This is a genomic window from Antarctobacter heliothermus (genome assembly GCF_002237555.1).
Classification (GTDB): domain Bacteria; phylum Pseudomonadota; class Alphaproteobacteria; order Rhodobacterales; family Rhodobacteraceae; genus Antarctobacter; species Antarctobacter heliothermus_B.
Map to the genome: position 1 here is coordinate 355,654 of NZ_CP022540.1, position 14,589 is coordinate 370,242.

Annotated in this window: 16 protein-coding genes; 7 read left to right on the top strand and 9 right to left on the bottom strand. The window is 63.8% G+C overall.

What is annotated here, in order from left to right:
• The first annotated feature begins 6 nt into the window (after window positions 1–6).
• Genes ANTHELSMS3_RS01785 through recR form a run of 3 tightly spaced genes read left to right on the top strand, consistent with a single transcriptional unit; the run spans window position 7 to window position 2,023 of the window.
• The gene (locus ANTHELSMS3_RS01785) at window positions 7–351 is read left to right on the top strand and encodes a YbaB/EbfC family nucleoid-associated protein (RefSeq protein WP_089279416.1); all 345 of its coding nucleotides are present in this window, start codon (window positions 7–9) and stop codon (window positions 349–351) included.
• Window positions 352–354: 3 nt separating this feature from the next.
• Window positions 355–1,422, top strand: coding sequence for a TraB/GumN family protein (locus ANTHELSMS3_RS01790; protein ID WP_094033378.1), 1,068 nt, complete (start codon window positions 355–357; stop codon window positions 1,420–1,422).
• 1 nt (window position 1,423) lies between these two features.
• Window positions 1,424–2,023: a recombination mediator RecR gene (gene recR / locus ANTHELSMS3_RS01795; RefSeq protein WP_439098663.1), complete on the top strand. Its 600-nt coding sequence runs from the start codon at window positions 1,424–1,426 to the stop codon at window positions 2,021–2,023.
• Window positions 2,024–2,027: 4 nt separating this feature from the next.
• Here the strand turns inward: recR and ANTHELSMS3_RS01800 are convergent, their stop codons facing one another.
• Both ANTHELSMS3_RS01800 and ANTHELSMS3_RS01805 read right to left on the bottom strand, forming a co-directional pair.
• Complete coding sequence (locus ANTHELSMS3_RS01800; protein WP_094036864.1) at window positions 2,028–2,444, bottom strand: VOC family protein; 417 nt, start codon at window positions 2,442–2,444, stop codon at window positions 2,028–2,030.
• A 180-nt stretch (window positions 2,445–2,624) separates the two neighbouring features.
• Entirely contained in the window at window positions 2,625–3,392 is a 768-nt protein-coding gene (locus ANTHELSMS3_RS01805; RefSeq protein ID WP_094036865.1) for a DUF1013 domain-containing protein, read from the bottom strand.
• Between the two features lie 159 nt (window positions 3,393–3,551).
• Here ANTHELSMS3_RS01805 and ANTHELSMS3_RS01810 point away from each other — a divergent pair, with 159 nt between their 5' ends.
• Both ANTHELSMS3_RS01810 and ANTHELSMS3_RS01815 read left to right on the top strand, forming a co-directional pair.
• On the top strand, window positions 3,552–4,187 hold the full coding sequence (locus ANTHELSMS3_RS01810) for a ribonuclease T2 family protein (RefSeq protein WP_094033379.1): 636 nt from the start codon (window positions 3,552–3,554) through the stop codon (window positions 4,185–4,187).
• A 238-nt stretch (window positions 4,188–4,425) separates the two neighbouring features.
• A complete protein-coding gene (locus ANTHELSMS3_RS01815; RefSeq protein WP_157733380.1) occupies window positions 4,426–4,770 on the top strand; it encodes an SH3 domain-containing protein in 345 nt (114 codons plus the stop codon).
• Window positions 4,771–4,821: 51 nt separating this feature from the next.
• Here ANTHELSMS3_RS01815 and ANTHELSMS3_RS01820 read toward each other — a convergent pair whose 3' ends face one another.
• Window positions 4,822–5,469: a sulfotransferase family 2 domain-containing protein gene (locus ANTHELSMS3_RS01820; protein ID WP_094033381.1), complete on the bottom strand. Its 648-nt coding sequence runs from the start codon at window positions 5,467–5,469 to the stop codon at window positions 4,822–4,824.
• 108 nt (window positions 5,470–5,577) lie between these two features.
• Between ANTHELSMS3_RS01820 and ANTHELSMS3_RS01825 the strand changes: the two genes are divergently transcribed.
• Both ANTHELSMS3_RS01825 and ANTHELSMS3_RS01830 read left to right on the top strand, forming a co-directional pair.
• Window positions 5,578–7,206 (top strand): AMP-binding protein, encoded by a 1,629-nt coding sequence (locus ANTHELSMS3_RS01825; RefSeq protein ID WP_094036866.1) that lies wholly within the window; start codon window positions 5,578–5,580, stop codon window positions 7,204–7,206.
• Window positions 7,207–7,385: 179 nt separating this feature from the next.
• Window positions 7,386–8,402 (top strand): hypothetical protein, encoded by a 1,017-nt coding sequence (locus ANTHELSMS3_RS01830; protein ID WP_094033382.1) that lies wholly within the window; start codon window positions 7,386–7,388, stop codon window positions 8,400–8,402.
• A gap of 53 nt (window positions 8,403–8,455) precedes the next feature.
• Here the strand turns inward: ANTHELSMS3_RS01830 and ANTHELSMS3_RS01835 are convergent, their stop codons facing one another.
• From ANTHELSMS3_RS01835 to ANTHELSMS3_RS01860, 6 genes are all read right to left on the bottom strand, one after another.
• Entirely contained in the window at window positions 8,456–9,688 is a 1,233-nt protein-coding gene (locus ANTHELSMS3_RS01835; RefSeq protein ID WP_094033383.1) for an SPOR domain-containing protein, read from the bottom strand.
• Window positions 9,689–9,873: 185 nt separating this feature from the next.
• Window positions 9,874–10,506, bottom strand: coding sequence for a uracil phosphoribosyltransferase (upp, locus tag ANTHELSMS3_RS01840; RefSeq protein ID WP_094033384.1), 633 nt, complete (start codon window positions 10,504–10,506; stop codon window positions 9,874–9,876).
• Window positions 10,503–11,531 carry an adenosine deaminase gene (locus tag ANTHELSMS3_RS01845; RefSeq protein WP_254694823.1) on the bottom strand — a complete coding sequence of 343 codons (1,029 nt, stop codon included), beginning with the start codon at window positions 11,529–11,531 and terminating at the stop codon, window positions 10,503–10,505. The genes upp and ANTHELSMS3_RS01845 overlap by 4 nt, the downstream gene beginning before the upstream one ends.
• Complete coding sequence (locus ANTHELSMS3_RS01850) at window positions 11,528–12,730, bottom strand: phosphopentomutase (protein WP_094033385.1); 1,203 nt, start codon at window positions 12,728–12,730, stop codon at window positions 11,528–11,530. The genes ANTHELSMS3_RS01845 and ANTHELSMS3_RS01850 overlap by 4 nt, the downstream gene beginning before the upstream one ends.
• A complete protein-coding gene (locus ANTHELSMS3_RS01855) occupies window positions 12,730–14,022 on the bottom strand; it encodes a thymidine phosphorylase (protein ID WP_094033386.1) in 1,293 nt (430 codons plus the stop codon). The genes ANTHELSMS3_RS01850 and ANTHELSMS3_RS01855 overlap by 1 nt, the downstream gene beginning before the upstream one ends.
• Complete coding sequence (locus ANTHELSMS3_RS01860; RefSeq protein WP_094033387.1) at window positions 14,022–14,438, bottom strand: cytidine deaminase; 417 nt, start codon at window positions 14,436–14,438, stop codon at window positions 14,022–14,024. The genes ANTHELSMS3_RS01855 and ANTHELSMS3_RS01860 overlap by 1 nt, the downstream gene beginning before the upstream one ends.
• Window positions 14,439–14,589: the final 151 nt, after the last annotated feature.

Below are 14,589 nucleotides of genomic sequence, written 5' to 3' on the forward strand. Positions count from 1 at the left end.
CGACACATGCTCAAGGGCCTCGGTGGACTTGGCGATATGGCCAAGATGATGAAACAGGCGCAGGAAATGCAGTCCAAGATGGCCCAGATGCAAGAGGATCTGGCCAATATGACCGTCACTGGCGAATCCGGTGCCGGACTGGTCAAGGCCACCGCAACAGCCAAGGGCGAACTGACCGGGCTGGAAATTGATCCCAGCATCTTTGTGCCGTCGGAAAAAGAAGTGGCTGAGGATCTGATCCTTGCCGCCATCAAGGACGCACAGGCCCGCGCCAGTGACCGCGCTCAGGCCGAAATGCGCGCCCTGACAGAACAGATGGGCCTGCCCGCCGATATGAAACTGCCGTTCTGATCCATGACACATCCGGTCCGGGGTTTCGCACGCGCAGGCCTTGCCTGCCTTGCCCTGTTTGTCGCCACATCCGGCGCACAGGCGCAGGACTGGGCCACGCGCGAGGTTTGCGAGCCGCCCCGGATCGCCGTCTTTGATGAGGTCTTTGCCCCCGAGGGCGCAGAGGAACTGCAACGCCGTGCTGCTCTGATCCCTAATTCCACGGGGCGATTCTGGCGCGTCACCGCACCGGACGGCGGCATCTCATACCTGTGGGGCACGATGCACAGCAGCCACCGCAGCGTGTTGGACCTGCCGGACACCGTTCTTGACGCGATCAAAGGCGCATCCCGCGTGGCACTGGAAATCGACCCCCGCTTTCCCGATCGCGAAAGCCATGACCGGTTCATGCAAGGCGCCGATGTCTACCGTCCCGCGCAATCCAGCTTTCGCTTTACCGATCTTGGCCTGCCCGGGGACATTGAAGAAAACCTTGGCAACCGACTGGTATCGCTGGGCTGGCCCCGCACGGCGTTGGACCAGTTGAAATTCGGCACCCTTGCCGAACTGCTGCTGTATGACCCTTGTGAGGATTTCACCGGCGGCGTGCTGCCGACACAGGACAGTTTCATCCAGACCCTTGCCCATATCCAGGACATCCCGATCCTGCCGCTGGAACCCCGTAACCGCCTGTCAAACAAGCTGAACACACCGGGAAATGAGGATCTGGCCCGCGCGATCATCGGCACCTACGCCATCTACCTGTCCCCTGGTGCCACGCCAGAGGCGCGCGCCACGGGTCTGGGTCTGTACCAGCAGGGGCGCGTCGGTGTGATGATGGCTTGGGATCACGCCCAGATCAGCGCCGCCCTTGGCAATGAGGGGCCCGCGCTCTACGTCCAGATGACCGACTATCTTGTGGATGAACGGAACGTCGATTTCGTGACAGCCGCGCGCGATGCGCTGGAACAGGGCGGCCTGTTTGTTGCCGTCGGCAATTTCCACTTGCCCGGCGACACCGGCATGATCGAACTGCTGCGCGCCGAGGGGTTCACTGTCACGCGGATTGCCTTGCCGGGTGAGGCGCCCTGACATGATCCGCAATTCCAGCCCCATTGACCGACTGATCGACCTCATGGCACGGCTGCCCGGCCTCGGGCCGCGCTCTGCCCGCCGTGCGGTGCTGCACCTGATCCGCAAGCGCGCTCACCTGCTGACACCCCTGGCCGAAGCCATGACAGAGGTCGCCCAGACCGCGCGCGAATGCCTGAACTGCGGCAATGTCGGCACCTCCGACATCTGCCCGATCTGCACCAATGAGGCGCGCGCCACCGGGCTGTTGTGTGTGGTGGAAGAGGTGGCAGACCTATGGGCGATGGAACGCGGCGGTGCCTTCAAGGGGCGCTATCACGTTCTAGGCGGCACGCTGTCGGCGCTGGACAATGTCGGCCCCGAGGATCTGCGCATCCCGCAACTGCTGCGCCGGATCGGGGCAGAGAACGTGACAGAGGTCATCCTTGCGCTGAACGCCACCATCGACGGCCAGACCACCGCCCATTACATTGCCGACCAGCTAGAGCCGCAGGGCATCGCACTCAGTTCTCTTGCGCAGGGCGTGCCCATCGGCGGAGAGCTGGACTATCTGGACGACGGCACCATCACCGCCGCACTGAACGCCCGCAAACGCCTGTAGCGCGCTAACCATCCCGTCCCGGCTCATTCGGGTTGCTGGAGAAGAGGGCGATCTTGTTGCCCTGCGGGTCGCGCAGATAACCAACAAAGAACCGCGGTCCATAGGCATCGCGAAAGCCCGGTGCGCCCTCATCATGGCCCCCGGCGGCCAGCGCGGCGGCGTGCAAGTCGCGCACCTGTTCCTGACCGCACGCCTCAAAGGCCACCATCGTTCCGTTGCCGGCCAAGGCAGGCCGTCCGTCAAAGGCTAGCTTGACGTAAAAGTCAGGCGAAACAGCCACCTGCCCCATTGGCACCGGCAGCGCATAGCTCAGCCCCTCTGGTCCTTCTTTCAGGTCATAGCCAAGCGCGGGCAGGATCGCGGAGTAAAACCGCTTGGCTCGTGCGATGTCATCCGCGCCAACTGTGACGTAGGCAATCATGCGTCCCGGGCCTTTCCCACATTCGACCATGCCCCAGAGGGGGCCGCCAAACCCTAGGCCAACGCGCATCGACGCTCAACAAACGCCGCCCCGTCAGCCACAAAAAACGCCCCCGCAGCAACCTGCGGAGGCGTGTATCTTTGGCATGACCGGATCGCGGCCTCTTTGGCCCCTCGCGGATCAGCTTTTCTTGTCGTCGTCTTCGTCGTCGTCCTTGCCACTCTCGGGAAGGTTGAAAAAGCTGTCTGCGTCCAGAAACTCGCTGTCGCTGCGACGGTCTTCTTCGTCGTCGTCGCCACGCGGATCGGACAGGCTAAAGGTTTCCAGCCCCTCGATCGCCGACGGCAGACGCGGTTCCGGCTCCATCCCAAGGCTCTGCTCGGTCGAGACCAGCTTGCGCCGCTCATCGTCCGTCATCACCTTTTCCATCGCCTTCGCGGCCTTGGCCACGGCGGCGTCCAGCTCGGACTGCTTGCACAGGCCCAGCGCCACCGGGTCAATCGGCTGCATCGCCTGAATGTTCCAGTGGGTCCGCTCACGGATGGTCTGAATGGTCGGCTTGGTGGTGCCGACCAGCTTGGCAATCTGGCTGTCCGCCAGTTCGGGGTGGAATTTCACCAGCCACAGGATCGCGTTGGGGCGGTCCTGACGTTTCGACAGCGGGGTATAGCGCGGGCCGCGCCGCTTGTCCTCATCCCGCGCCGCCGGGTTGTGCTTGACCTTCAGGCGGGCCAACGGATCTTTCTCGGCCTTGTCGATCTCGGCCTGATCCAGCTGGTTGTTGGCAATCGGGTCAAAGCCCTTGACCCCAACTGCCACGTCGCCATCGGCGATGCCCTGAATTTCCAACTCGTGGAATTCGGTGAAATCGGCGATCTGTTTGAACGTCAGGGTGGTGTTGTCCACCAGCCAGACGGCGGTCGCCTTGGGGTGCAGCAGCTTGGACATCTCGTCTTCATCTCCTTGGTCTTGCGGGGCCGCGTCCATGCCTCTTGCCAGACCCAGGGCCAGTCGGGGCCAAGGGCGGCTCCGGCGGGCGGAGCGGGTTACCGTTGTCGGGGAACTCGGCGTCTATATAGTGATGCAGACTCCAAAGGGGAAGTAAAAATGCGTTTTCTGAGTGTTCTGGTGCTGGGGACGGGTCTGATCGGCGGGATGCTGCGGGCCGATGGTGAACGCGCCGGAGAGTTTGACTACTACGTCATGGCGCTCAGCTGGTCGCCGAACTGGTGCGCATTAGAGGGCGATGCCCGCGACGCCGAGCAATGCGACACCGATGCCGGATGGCTGTTGCACGGGCTGTGGCCACAGTTTCACCGTGGCTGGCCGGCCTACTGTCCCACGACCCAACGCGCGCCTTCCCGGCGGATGACAGGCGAAATGACGGATATCATGGGGTCTGGCGGGCTGGCGTGGCACCAGTGGAAGAAACACGGAGTCTGTTCAGGGCTGTCGGCAACCCAGTACTTTGACCTGTCGCGCACGGCCTATGGCGCGGTCACGCGCCCGGACGTGTTTCGCAAGCTGGACAAGACCGTTACCCTGCCTGCCGAACTGGTCGAAGAGGCGTTCATCAAGGCCAACCCGTCGCTGGAGCCGGACATGATCACCATCACCTGTCTGGACGGCCATATCCACGAGGTCCGGATTTGCCTGTCAAAGGATCTGGACCCGGTGCCATGCGGCCAGGACGTGGTGCGCGATTGCAAGATGTCAAATGCCCGGTTTGAACCGATCCGGTAACAGTTACGCAAGAAATCAACAGGTTGCGGGTACGGCAGACGATATGCTTTGCCGCGTCTGCCGCGCACCCCGCAGCGCAACATCACACGTTACGGCAAAGACGCCCCAAACTGCACGCGCCGTGACAGGTGTCCTTGCTGACCCATGTCAAAGACATTCGATGATTTGAATGTTAACCTCTCTGGTGCGCCCACATCCCGACGGGGATGGTGCAGACCGTTTGACAAGGGAGAGAGACATGACACGCATTTTGGCCCTCGCCGCCGCCATCCTTCTGGCCGTTGCCGCCCCGCAGGTTCAGGCCGGGGACTGTACCGGCTGGGTTGTGGGCGTGCGCCCGATCAACCAATACAACCACTATTCCGGCAATGGCTTCCTTGCGGTCCGCACCGGCCCCAGTTCCAACAGCCAGCAAATCGGAGAGCTGTATCTGGGCGATGAGATCTCTGTCTGGAACCGCTCGGGCAATTGGTATCGCGTGCAATGCATGACGGGGCGCTGTCAGAACCCGCTGTGGGGCGCGGCCAATCCCAACGGCTGGGTCTACGGCAAGTACCTCAATATCGGCGGCGTCTGCCCGTAGAGCGTTTTCCGTTTGCGCCGCCCGGCCCGGCAGCGGGGCGGCGCGAATCGGTCAAAACACATAGCCAAACCGCGCAATATCCTCGGCGCAGACATCGGCAACCACCTCCCGCGTTGTCCGGTCATAGCTGGCACGATAGTCCGCCACCCGGTCAGAGCGGTTCTCATGCGGCATATCCGGCGTAAACCCAAGATGCCGGGCCAACGGCCCCATGTCCTGATCAAGGTGTTCCAGCCGCAGGAAATGCCCATGCTCATGGCCGCGCGCATCCCGCATGTAGCGTGCACTGGGCCACGCCCGCAATGTCGCCTGCGTGTGATCATGCCGCACAAATCCGGCGAAATCATGCGCCTGTGCGTGGCCAACAGCCGGATGATCAAACGCCTGCGCGCGCAGCCAATGGTAATAGCTGACCATCCGGTCCCACGGGTTGCGCACAAGGCAAAAGCAGAACATCGCGCCGATTTCCTCGGGGCTCAGCGCCCCGTCCAGATCCGCCAATGTCGAATGTTTCCAGATCCGCCCGCGCGCTGTCTCGGCCAGCTTGGTGGCGCGCGCCTTGCGGCGCTTTGCCTTGGGGGTGTCGCCGATCAGGATGTCGTCGCGATGCGCCCGCGCCTCCAGCGCCAGCGCCATCGAGGTGCCGCCGGTCTTGGGGATATGCACAAAGATGAACCGACGTCCGGGGGATAGGATCATGGCATTAGGTTTGCGACGGGATGCCGCGAAATGAAACCCTCTTGCGGGGCTTTTCTTGCGCAACACTCTTGCGCATAGTCGCGGCACAAAGCGGAAATGGAGGACTTCATGGGCTGGCTGGCAGATGAAACCGGACTGGGCAAAACGACAGCGAATTACACGCCCCTGACACCCCTCAGCTTTCTGCGACGCGCCGCCGGGATCTGGCCCGATCAGCTGGCCGTGGTCTATGGCCCGCACCGCAAGACCTACGCCCAGTACATCGAACGGGTGACACGCCTTGCCTCGGCCCTCGCCCGCGCTGGCGTCATGCCCGGCGACGTGGTCGCGACGATCCTGCCAAACATCCCCGCCCATGCAGAGGCGCATTTCGCCGTGCCCGCCTGCGGCGCGATCCTGAACGCGATCAACACCCGTCTGGACGTGACCACCGTGGCCTACATCCTCGACCACGGCGGTGCCAAGGCTGTCCTCTGTGACCCGCAATTCCTGCCCGTGCTGGCAGAGGCGCTGGACCTGATGGAGGGCGAACCGCCGATGATCGTCGAGGTCGCCGATGATCACGCCGGGGTCCACGCCCACGGCCACTACCCCGAATACGAGGCGTTCCTTGAAACCGGCGATCCCGATTTCGACTGGATCATGCCAGAGGATGAATGGGAAAGCATCGCGCTCAACTACACCTCCGGCACCACCGGGCGGCCCAAAGGCGTCGTCTATCACCACCGGGGGGCCTATCTGAACGCGATGGGCCAGATCGTCAGCTGGCGCATGACGTTGCACCCCAAGTATCTGACCATCGTGCCGCTGTTTCACTGCAACGGCTGGTGCCACACTTGGATGATGCCCGCGCTGGGCGGCACCGTGATCTGCTGCCGCGACATCACCGCCCCCGCCATCTTTGACGCCATCGCAGATGAGGGAGCGACCCACTTTGGCGGCGCGCCCATCGTGCTCAACATGCTGGTGAACGCCCCCGCCGACCAGAAACGCGAGTTCGACCATGTGGTCGAGGTCTTCACCGCAGGCGCCCCCCCCGCCCCCGCAACACTGGCGAAAATCGAACCGATGGGATTCAATGTGACCCAGGTCTACGGCCTGACAGAGGTCTACGGCCCCGCCACCGAATGCACATGGAAACCCGAATGGGAGCCGCTACAGGGCGAGGACCGCGCCGCCATCAAAGCCCGCCAAGGGGTCGCCATGCCCTTTATGGAAGAGGTCGCCGTGCATGACGACGAGGGCCACGACATCCCCCGCGACAGCGACACCAAGGGCGAAATCATGTTCCGCGGCAACGGCGTCATGAAAGGCTACTACAAGAACCCCAAGGCCACGACAGAGGCGTTTGCGCGTGGGTACTTCCACTCTGGCGACATCGCGGTGCAGCATCCCGACGGTTACGTCCAGATCGCCGACCGCGCCAAGGACATCATCATCTCTGGCGGCGAGAACATCTCATCGGTTGAGGTCGAAAGCTGCCTGATGGGCCACGATGCGGTGCTGCTGTGCGCCGTGGTCGCCAAACCGGACGAGAAATGGGGGGAAGTGCCGTGCGCCTTTGTCGAACTCAAGGACGGGCATGAGGCAACAGAGGCCGAAATGATCGCCTTTGCCCGAAACAAACTTGCCGGGTTCAAGACCCCCAAAAAGGTGGTGTTTCAGGAATTGCCCAAAACCTCGACCGGCAAGATCCAGAAATTCGCCCTCAGAGAACAGGCTAAGCACCTGACATAGCGCTGCTGCCCATGCGCTGTTCGAAAGCGAGACGTACACCGCCTTGATCCCGGTCCGCGACCGCGCGTTCAGCACCGACAGCGTCAGCATCGTCAGCTAGGTCCACTTATCTGCGGTCGATTGCCCCGCCTTGCCCCGCGTGATAACTTTGCCAAAATGCGAGGCAGAGCAGCCCCCCGATGACCGCCCTGAAACAGTTTGCACGTCTCGAAGCGACCGGCCTCTGGCGGGCCTCGCCAGAGGAACAGCGCCGAGAGGTGATCGTGTCGCTGGGCGACGCCACACTGACCCTGTCCGACATCAACGGCACCGCCTTGGCGCACTGGTCTCTGGGAGCGATCAACCGCGCCAACGGCAAGGATATTCCCGCCATCTACCACCCCGACAACGCGCCGGGTGAGACGCTGGAACTGGCCGGTTCGGAAACCCAGATGATCGAGGGTGTGGACCAGCTGTTGCGCGCGATAGAGCGCCGCCGCCCACGCCCGGGCAAACTGCGGTTTCTGCTAACCGGAGGACTGTTTGCGGCGCTGGTAGCGGGGGCGGTCTTTTGGCTGCCCGGCGCGCTGGAACGCTATGCGGTAAACGTTGTGCCGCCGGTCAAACGGGCCGAAATCGGCGGCCAATTGTTGCGTCACATCGAGAGAGTTTCTGGCAAACCCTGTACAACGCGCGATGCGCGCGGGCCGCTGGACAGGTTTTCTGCCCGACTGTTGGATCGCGGGCGTGTTGTGGTGCTGTCCGGCGGCGCACGGCGCAGCGCGCATCTACCGGGCCGGATCATCCTGCTCAGCCGCACCATTGTCGAGGATTACGAAGACCCCGATGTGGCCGCGGGGTTTGTGTTGTCGGAAACCGTCCGTGCCGCGCAAACCGATCCGCTGGCTGCGCTGCTCGATCACGCCGGGCTGGTGGCCAGCCTGCGGCTGCTGACCACCGGCACACTGCCGGACTCGGCGTTGGCGGCCTACGCCGAACATCTGATGGCGATAGAGCCAGAGCTGCCCGCGCCGGACGCGCTGATCGCCGCCTTTGCGCGGGCCGAAATCCGCAGCACGCCCTTTGCCTATGCGCTGGACATCACCGGCGAACGCACACTGGCCCTGATAGAGGCAGACCCGCGCAGCGGTCAGGACAGCCGACAAGTCCTCAGCGATGCGGATTGGGTGCGCCTGCAAGGGATTTGCGGCGGATAGAAAAACCGCCCGCACGCGGGGCGTACGGGCGGTTCTATCGAACGGGTTTTCGTTTAGCGGATATAGGCCTGTGTGTAGCCGGTGCTGTGCACCCGGCGCAGCGCGGTCTGCAACTGATCATAAGATGCATATGGACCAACCCGCAGCAGCGACAGGTTCTTGTGGCTGCCCATGCGGACCGTCAGTCCGGAGGATTGCAGGCGATGCGCGGCAGCGCGCGCTTTGTCGGCAGTGGTAAAGGCGCCGATCTCGATCCAGCGCCCGGTCTTGACCTTGGGCTCACTTGCCGCCTTGGGGGCGGAACTGCGGGTGGTCACAACCGGCGTCAAAGGCAACGGCGATGTGGTCCGGCCTACAACCACCGGCGGTTTGACCTCATGCCTGCGCGCCTGCGTGACCAGCTTGCGCGGCACGGTATTGGTCCAGATCTCTTGGGTGTCCTGATGCCCCTTCACGGTCTGCCAGGCGCGGTAGGAATTCAGCCGGTCATCTTCCCACGCCGGGCTATAGCCTTCGGGCACATAGGCCACCTGCGGGTCATGCTGTTCCAGCACATGTTTCGGCACGATGCGCGTCTCAGGCGGCAGCGTCAGGCTGCTGCCTTCCCAGCTGTTCTTGTTGTAATAGACGTTCTTGCCCGGCGCGGGCGCCTCGCCCCGGCGGACGATGGTCACATGCGGCGCAGTCTGCGGACCACAGCTTGCGCGCAGTTTCATCCCGTTCACAACGCGGAACGTCTCACCGTTGACGCAGGGGTATTTGCCCTGCACCACCGTCTTGGGCACCACCTTGACCGGGGCCTTTGCCACCGGGGCGGCGGCGGGCACACGGCGCACCACACGCGGCGGCTGGGCGGCCACGGGTTTGGCGGCGCGCACCACGGTGCGTCTGACCACCTTGGGCGCGGGAGCGGTGGTTGTCGCCTGAACCCGCGCCGGGGCCGGGGTCGCGGCCTTGACCGGCGGCGTGGCGATGATCTGCACCGGCTTGGTTGCGGTCGGCACAGGTGCGGCGGGTGCCGCAGCGGTCCTGCCACCAAAGGTCGGCGTTTGACCGCAGATCTGCTGGCGCTGGCGCGACACGCGCGGCACCCATGTCACCGCCCCGTCAAAGCCGGCCCGCACATAGACGCAGCCCCGGTTGTCGACGAATTGGCTGCCCGTGTACGAGGTCGGCGGAAAGTTCACCGGAACGTCCCGAGACGCGGATTGCGCATGCAGCGGTAGAGAAGAAATTCCGAATCCGGAAATTAGCAGCGCGATAAAAGAGAACGATTTCAAGGTCATGTCTGCCCCCACAGATTTGACCTATAGAATACCCCTTTGGAAACCATCCTGTAAAGCCTTGAAATTGTTAATGGCTTTGGGATGTCCACAGGCGGGATTGCGGAAAATTCGCCGATATGCCTGTGATTGTCACGGACCGCGAAACACGCGCGCTATGACTAGCGCGCGTGTCGCGGCCCGCCGCATCATTTGGTGCCGAACATCCGGTCGCCTGCATCGCCCAGCCCCGGAACGATGTACCCTCTGTCGTCCAACCGCTGGTCCAGCGACGCGGTGATGACCGGAACGTCCGGATGCGCCTCTGCCATCCGCGCGACGCCCTCAGGCGCGGCCAGCAGGCACAGAAACCGGATGTCCTTGGCGCCAGAGGCCTTGACCAGATCAATTGCGGCGGCCGACGAATTGCCCGTCGCCAGCATCGGGTCCACCACGATGGTCAGGCGGTCGCCCATCTGTTCCGGCAGTTTGTTGTAATACTGAACCGGCTTCAGCGTCGCCTCATCCCGGTACAGCCCGATAAAACCGACCCGCGCCGCCGGGATCAGCTCCAGAATGCCATCCATCAGCCCGTTGCCCGCCCGCAGGATCGACACCAGCGCCAGCTTTTTGCCCTCGATCACCGGGGCGTCCATCTCACACAAGGGCGTTTCGATCCGCTTGGTGGTCATCTGCATCTCGCGCGTGACCTCATAGGCCAGCAGCAGGCTGATTTCCCGCAGCAGCCGTCGGAAGCTGGCGGTCGAGGTGTCTTTTTCCCGCATCAGGGTCAGCTTGTGCTGGACTAGGGGGTGATCGACGACGGTGAGGTGCTTGCTCATGCGCTGGGCTCCAGTTTCTTCAGGACCGCTTCACGCGTGGCCGCATCGCAGAATGCAGCGTCGAGGGCGGTGCGGTTGATCATTGCGAACACCTCTTCGTCCCATCGATGCGCCTTGGCAAGGCCAAGGTACTCATCCTTCATGGTGGTGTGAAAGAACGGTGGGTCATCTGTGGACACCGTCACCCCGACGCCTCGCTCGCGAAGCCGCTCAATCGGGTGCTCTTTCAACGACGGAAAGACCCCCAGAAAGACGTTGGAACCGGGGCAGACCTCCAGCGTGATCTCGCGCTCGATCAGCATGTCGACCACCGCCAGATCGCCAATGGCGCGGACCCCGTGGCCGATGCGTTCAACACCCAGATCCTCAACCGCCTCGCGCACCTCACTCGGCCCCTGCCATTCGCCCGCATGGCTGGTCAGCCGCAGACCGGCCTCGCGCGCCATGTCGAAACTATAGGCAAAGTCGCGCTGTCGGCCCTGTTTTTCATCGCCGCCCATGCCCAGCCCGACAATCCAGTCGCCCGCGGTCTCTGCCGCGCAGCGCGCCGCCCGCTTGGCCTTTTCCGGGCCAAAATGACGGATCGGCGTGACGATGCCGCGCAGGGTGATGCCCATGTCGCGCTCTGCCGCATCCGCCGCCTCACGGATCGCGTGCAGGTATTCGCGCCACGCCGTCACATCGCCGCCGCCGCAGAAATCCGGGCTCAGGAAGGTCTCACAATAAACCACCCCGTTGCGCGCGCTTTCCTCCAGCAACGCTGTACAAAGCCGCGCGAAATCCTCGGGCGTCTTCAGAACCGATGTCGCCGCCTCATAAACCTCAAGAAAGTGCCAGAAATCGCGATACGCGTATGAACCGTCCTCGTTGAAGATCCCGCTGATATCGACCTTCTTTTCCTTCGCCAGCCCCCGGATAAAGGCAGGCGGTGCCGCGCCTTCGAAATGCAGATGCAATTCGATCTTGGGCAGGTTCGCGATGCGGTGCAGTTCGTCTTCGTCGGTGATGGGGTCGCGGTCAATCACAGGAAACTCCTTCCGGGGCCGTGCGATTGCACGCCAAGATGTGCAGCAATAGTGGCGGCGACATCGGCAAATCCGATCTGCCCCACCGTCCCCTCACCGCAGCCAGCCACCACAACTGGCACCCGTTCGCGGGTGTGGTCGGTGCCGATCCATGTCGGGTCATTGCCGTGGTCCGCGGTGATCAGCAACATGTCGTCCGGACGCAGACGCGCCAACAGCCCCGCCAGTTGCGCGTCGAACCATTCCAGATGCCGCGCATAGCCCGACACGTTGCGGCGGTGGCCATACAGGCTGTCGAACTCGACGAAATTGGCAAAGGTCAGGCTGCCGTCCTCGGCCTCGTCGATCAGGTCCGACAGGTGGCCCATCAGGTTGGCGTCATCGCCTTTGCGCACCTCGTCGATGCCGGTCATGGTAAAGATGTCGCCGATCTTGCCCACTGCATAGACCCGGCGGCCTGCGTCCTGCACCCAGTTGGTCAGCACCGGGTCGGGCGGCGTAATGGCATAGTCATGTCGGTTGCCGGTGCGGGTGAAGTTGCCCGGCTCGCCCACAAAGGGACGCGCAATCACCCGTCCCACCTTCATCTTGTGCAGGGTGGGGGCCAGCCCCTCACACAGATCCAGCAACCGTTGCAGGCTAAAATGTTCCTCATGCGCGGCGATCTGGAACACGCTGTCGGCAGAGGTGTAGCAGATCGGAAATCCGGTGCGGATGTGATCTGCGCCGAATTCTTCCAGCATCACAGTGCCAGAGCCGTGGCAATTGGCCAGCACGCCGCCGACACCGGCAATCCGGCAGACCTCATCTGTCAAATCCTTGGGAAAGGCCGGCGTGGTGTCGGGGAAATAATGCCAGTCCCACGGCACCGGCAGACCGGCCAGTTCCCAATGCCCCGACGGCGTGTCCTTGCCCTTGGACACCTCTGTGGCCGCGCCCCAACGCCCCATCGGCACCGTATCATCTGCGCGCGCCCCGCCCGAGGCCAGATCGGCGGCATGGCACAGGCCCAGCGCGCTCAGCGTCGGCAGGTGCAACGGGCCGCTGCGCCCCTTCTCTGCCGCGCCCTTGGCGCAGGCGTCAAGGATATGGCCCAGCGTGTCGGCCCCGGTGTCGGGCACCCCGTCATTGAAAAACGCATCAGCATCCGGCGCACCGCCGATGCCGACCGAATCCATCACAACCAGAAAGGCGCGCATCAGGTGATCCTCTCCATGACCAGCGGCACGGCGTCGGGGGCGCCCTCCCCCAGCGTGATGGACTGCAACACCACCTGCGCAGCGGCGGCGGCCTGTTCCTCACGCGCCGCATGGACCCGCAGCAGCGGTTGGCCCTTGGCGATCTTGTCGCCCAGCCGCACCACGTCGGAAAAGCCCACCGCCGGGTCCACCACATCGGTCTCAACCCGGCGTCCGCCGCCCAGATCGACCACCGCCAACCCCAGCGCCTCGCCGTCCATCTGCGTCACCACCCCGTCGCTTGGCGCGGGCACTTCCAGAATCACGGTCGCCTCCGGCAGGAACCGCCGCCAGTCATCAACAAAAGCCAGCGGCCCGCCCAGCGCATAGACCATCCGACCAAACCGTTCCGCCGCCTCGCCAGAGGAGATGGCCTTGCGCAGTTTGGCCTCGCCATCGGCGATCCCGGCAGTGGCCAGCAGTTCCGCGCCCAACGCGATGCTCAACTCCAGCAGCGGGCCGCTGTCCTGCCCGGTCAGAACCGCCATCGAGGATTCAACCTCCAGCGCGTTGCCCAGCGACGACGCCAGCGGCTGCGTCATGTCAGTGACCAGCGCGGTCGTCGGACAGCCTGCCGCATTGGCGGTGCTGACCAGCGCCTGCGCCAGCGCGCGCGACTCGGCCCTCGACTTCATAAAGGCGCCCGAGCCGGTCTTGACGTCAAGCACAAGCGACTGCAGCCCGGCGGCCAGCTTCTTGGACAGGATCGAGGCGGTGATCAGGTCAAGGCTCTCGACCGTGCCGGTCACGTCGCGGATCGCGTACAGCCGCTTGTCCGCAGGCGCGATATCGGCAGAGGCACTGACGATGGCACAGCCCACATCCCCCACCACCTGCCGCAGCATCGCCTCATCCACCGCCACCGAATAGCCGGGGATCGCCTCCAGCTTGTCCAATGTGCCGCCGGTATGGCCCAGCCCCCGGCCAGAGATCATCGGCACATAAACCCCGCAGGCCGCCAACGCCGGTGCCAGCACCAAAGACGCGCAGTCGCCCACGCCGCCGGTGGAATGTTTGTCCACCACCGGCGCGTCCATGTCCCAATCCAGCACGTGCCCCGAATCCCGCATCGCCAGCGTCAGTGCCACGCGCCCCGCCTCTGACAACCCGCGCAGACAGACCCCCATGGCAAAGGCCCCGGCCTGTGCCGCGCTCACCGATCCGTCGGCAAGGCCATGGGCAAACCATGCAAGTTCTCGCGGGGCCGGTTCCTCGCCACGGCGCAACTCGCCGATAATGCCACGCGCATCCATCAGGCGCGGTCCATATGGGTCTTGTCAAAGGCCCCCGGCAGCAGGTCGGCGACGGTGACAGTCTGCTCGGCCCCGTCGACCGTGGCCATGGTCACTGACACATCCCCGCGCGCGAATTCGAACAGTTTTTGCCGGCAGCCGCCGCAGGGGGCCACCGGATGCGGGCTGTCGGCGATAACATAAGCTTCGGTGATCTCTGTCTCACCCGCCGCAACCATCGCGGCGATTGCCCCCGCCTCGGCGCAGGTGCCTTCGGGGTAGGCGACGTTTTCGACGTTGCACCCGACATAGACCGCACCAGAGGGCGCGCGCAGGGCAGCCCCCACCTTGAAATGCGAATAGGGGACATAAGCGTTCTCACGCACCGCACGGGCGGCGGCGGCAAGCTCGGCGAATCCGGATTTGGAATTGGACATGGGATGGGCCTTCCTCGATGAACGCCCCCCATGTTGCGGAGCCGGTCTGCGGATTGCAAGGGGCGGAGAGCGTCGAATGTTAGCGCGAAACGGCAATACCCTGCCGGAACTACAGCCCGGATTCCATTTTCAATCGAATCCTGAAACTGCT

Bases quoted from the DNA above. Each gene is read 5' to 3' on its own strand.
- ANTHELSMS3_RS01785 (WP_089279416.1), top strand. From the start codon at position 7: ATGCTCAAGGGCCTCGGTGGACTTGGCGATATGGCCAAGATGATGAAA.
- ANTHELSMS3_RS01790 (WP_094033378.1), top strand. From the start codon at position 355: ATGACACATCCGGTCCGGGGTTTCGCACGCGCAGGCCTTGCCTGCCTT.
- recR (WP_439098663.1), top strand. From the start codon at position 1,424: ATGATCCGCAATTCCAGCCCCATTGACCGACTGATCGACCTCATGGCA.
- ANTHELSMS3_RS01800 (WP_094036864.1), bottom strand. From the start codon at position 2,444: ATGATTGCCTACGTCACAGTTGGCGCGGATGACATCGCACGAGCCAAG.
- ANTHELSMS3_RS01805 (WP_094036865.1), bottom strand. From the start codon at position 3,392: ATGTCCAAGCTGCTGCACCCCAAGGCGACCGCCGTCTGGCTGGTGGAC.
- ANTHELSMS3_RS01810 (WP_094033379.1), top strand. From the start codon at position 3,552: ATGCGTTTTCTGAGTGTTCTGGTGCTGGGGACGGGTCTGATCGGCGGG.
- ANTHELSMS3_RS01815 (WP_157733380.1), top strand. From the start codon at position 4,426: ATGACACGCATTTTGGCCCTCGCCGCCGCCATCCTTCTGGCCGTTGCC.
- ANTHELSMS3_RS01820 (WP_094033381.1), bottom strand. From the start codon at position 5,469: ATGATCCTATCCCCCGGACGTCGGTTCATCTTTGTGCATATCCCCAAG.
- ANTHELSMS3_RS01825 (WP_094036866.1), top strand. From the start codon at position 5,578: ATGGGCTGGCTGGCAGATGAAACCGGACTGGGCAAAACGACAGCGAAT.
- ANTHELSMS3_RS01830 (WP_094033382.1), top strand. From the start codon at position 7,386: ATGACCGCCCTGAAACAGTTTGCACGTCTCGAAGCGACCGGCCTCTGG.
- ANTHELSMS3_RS01835 (WP_094033383.1), bottom strand. From the start codon at position 9,688: ATGACCTTGAAATCGTTCTCTTTTATCGCGCTGCTAATTTCCGGATTC.
- upp (WP_094033384.1), bottom strand. From the start codon at position 10,506: ATGAGCAAGCACCTCACCGTCGTCGATCACCCCCTAGTCCAGCACAAG.
- ANTHELSMS3_RS01850 (WP_094033385.1), bottom strand. From the start codon at position 12,730: ATGCGCGCCTTTCTGGTTGTGATGGATTCGGTCGGCATCGGCGGTGCG.
- ANTHELSMS3_RS01855 (WP_094033386.1), bottom strand. From the start codon at position 14,022: ATGGATGCGCGTGGCATTATCGGCGAGTTGCGCCGTGGCGAGGAACCG.
- ANTHELSMS3_RS01860 (WP_094033387.1), bottom strand. From the start codon at position 14,438: ATGTCCAATTCCAAATCCGGATTCGCCGAGCTTGCCGCCGCCGCCCGT.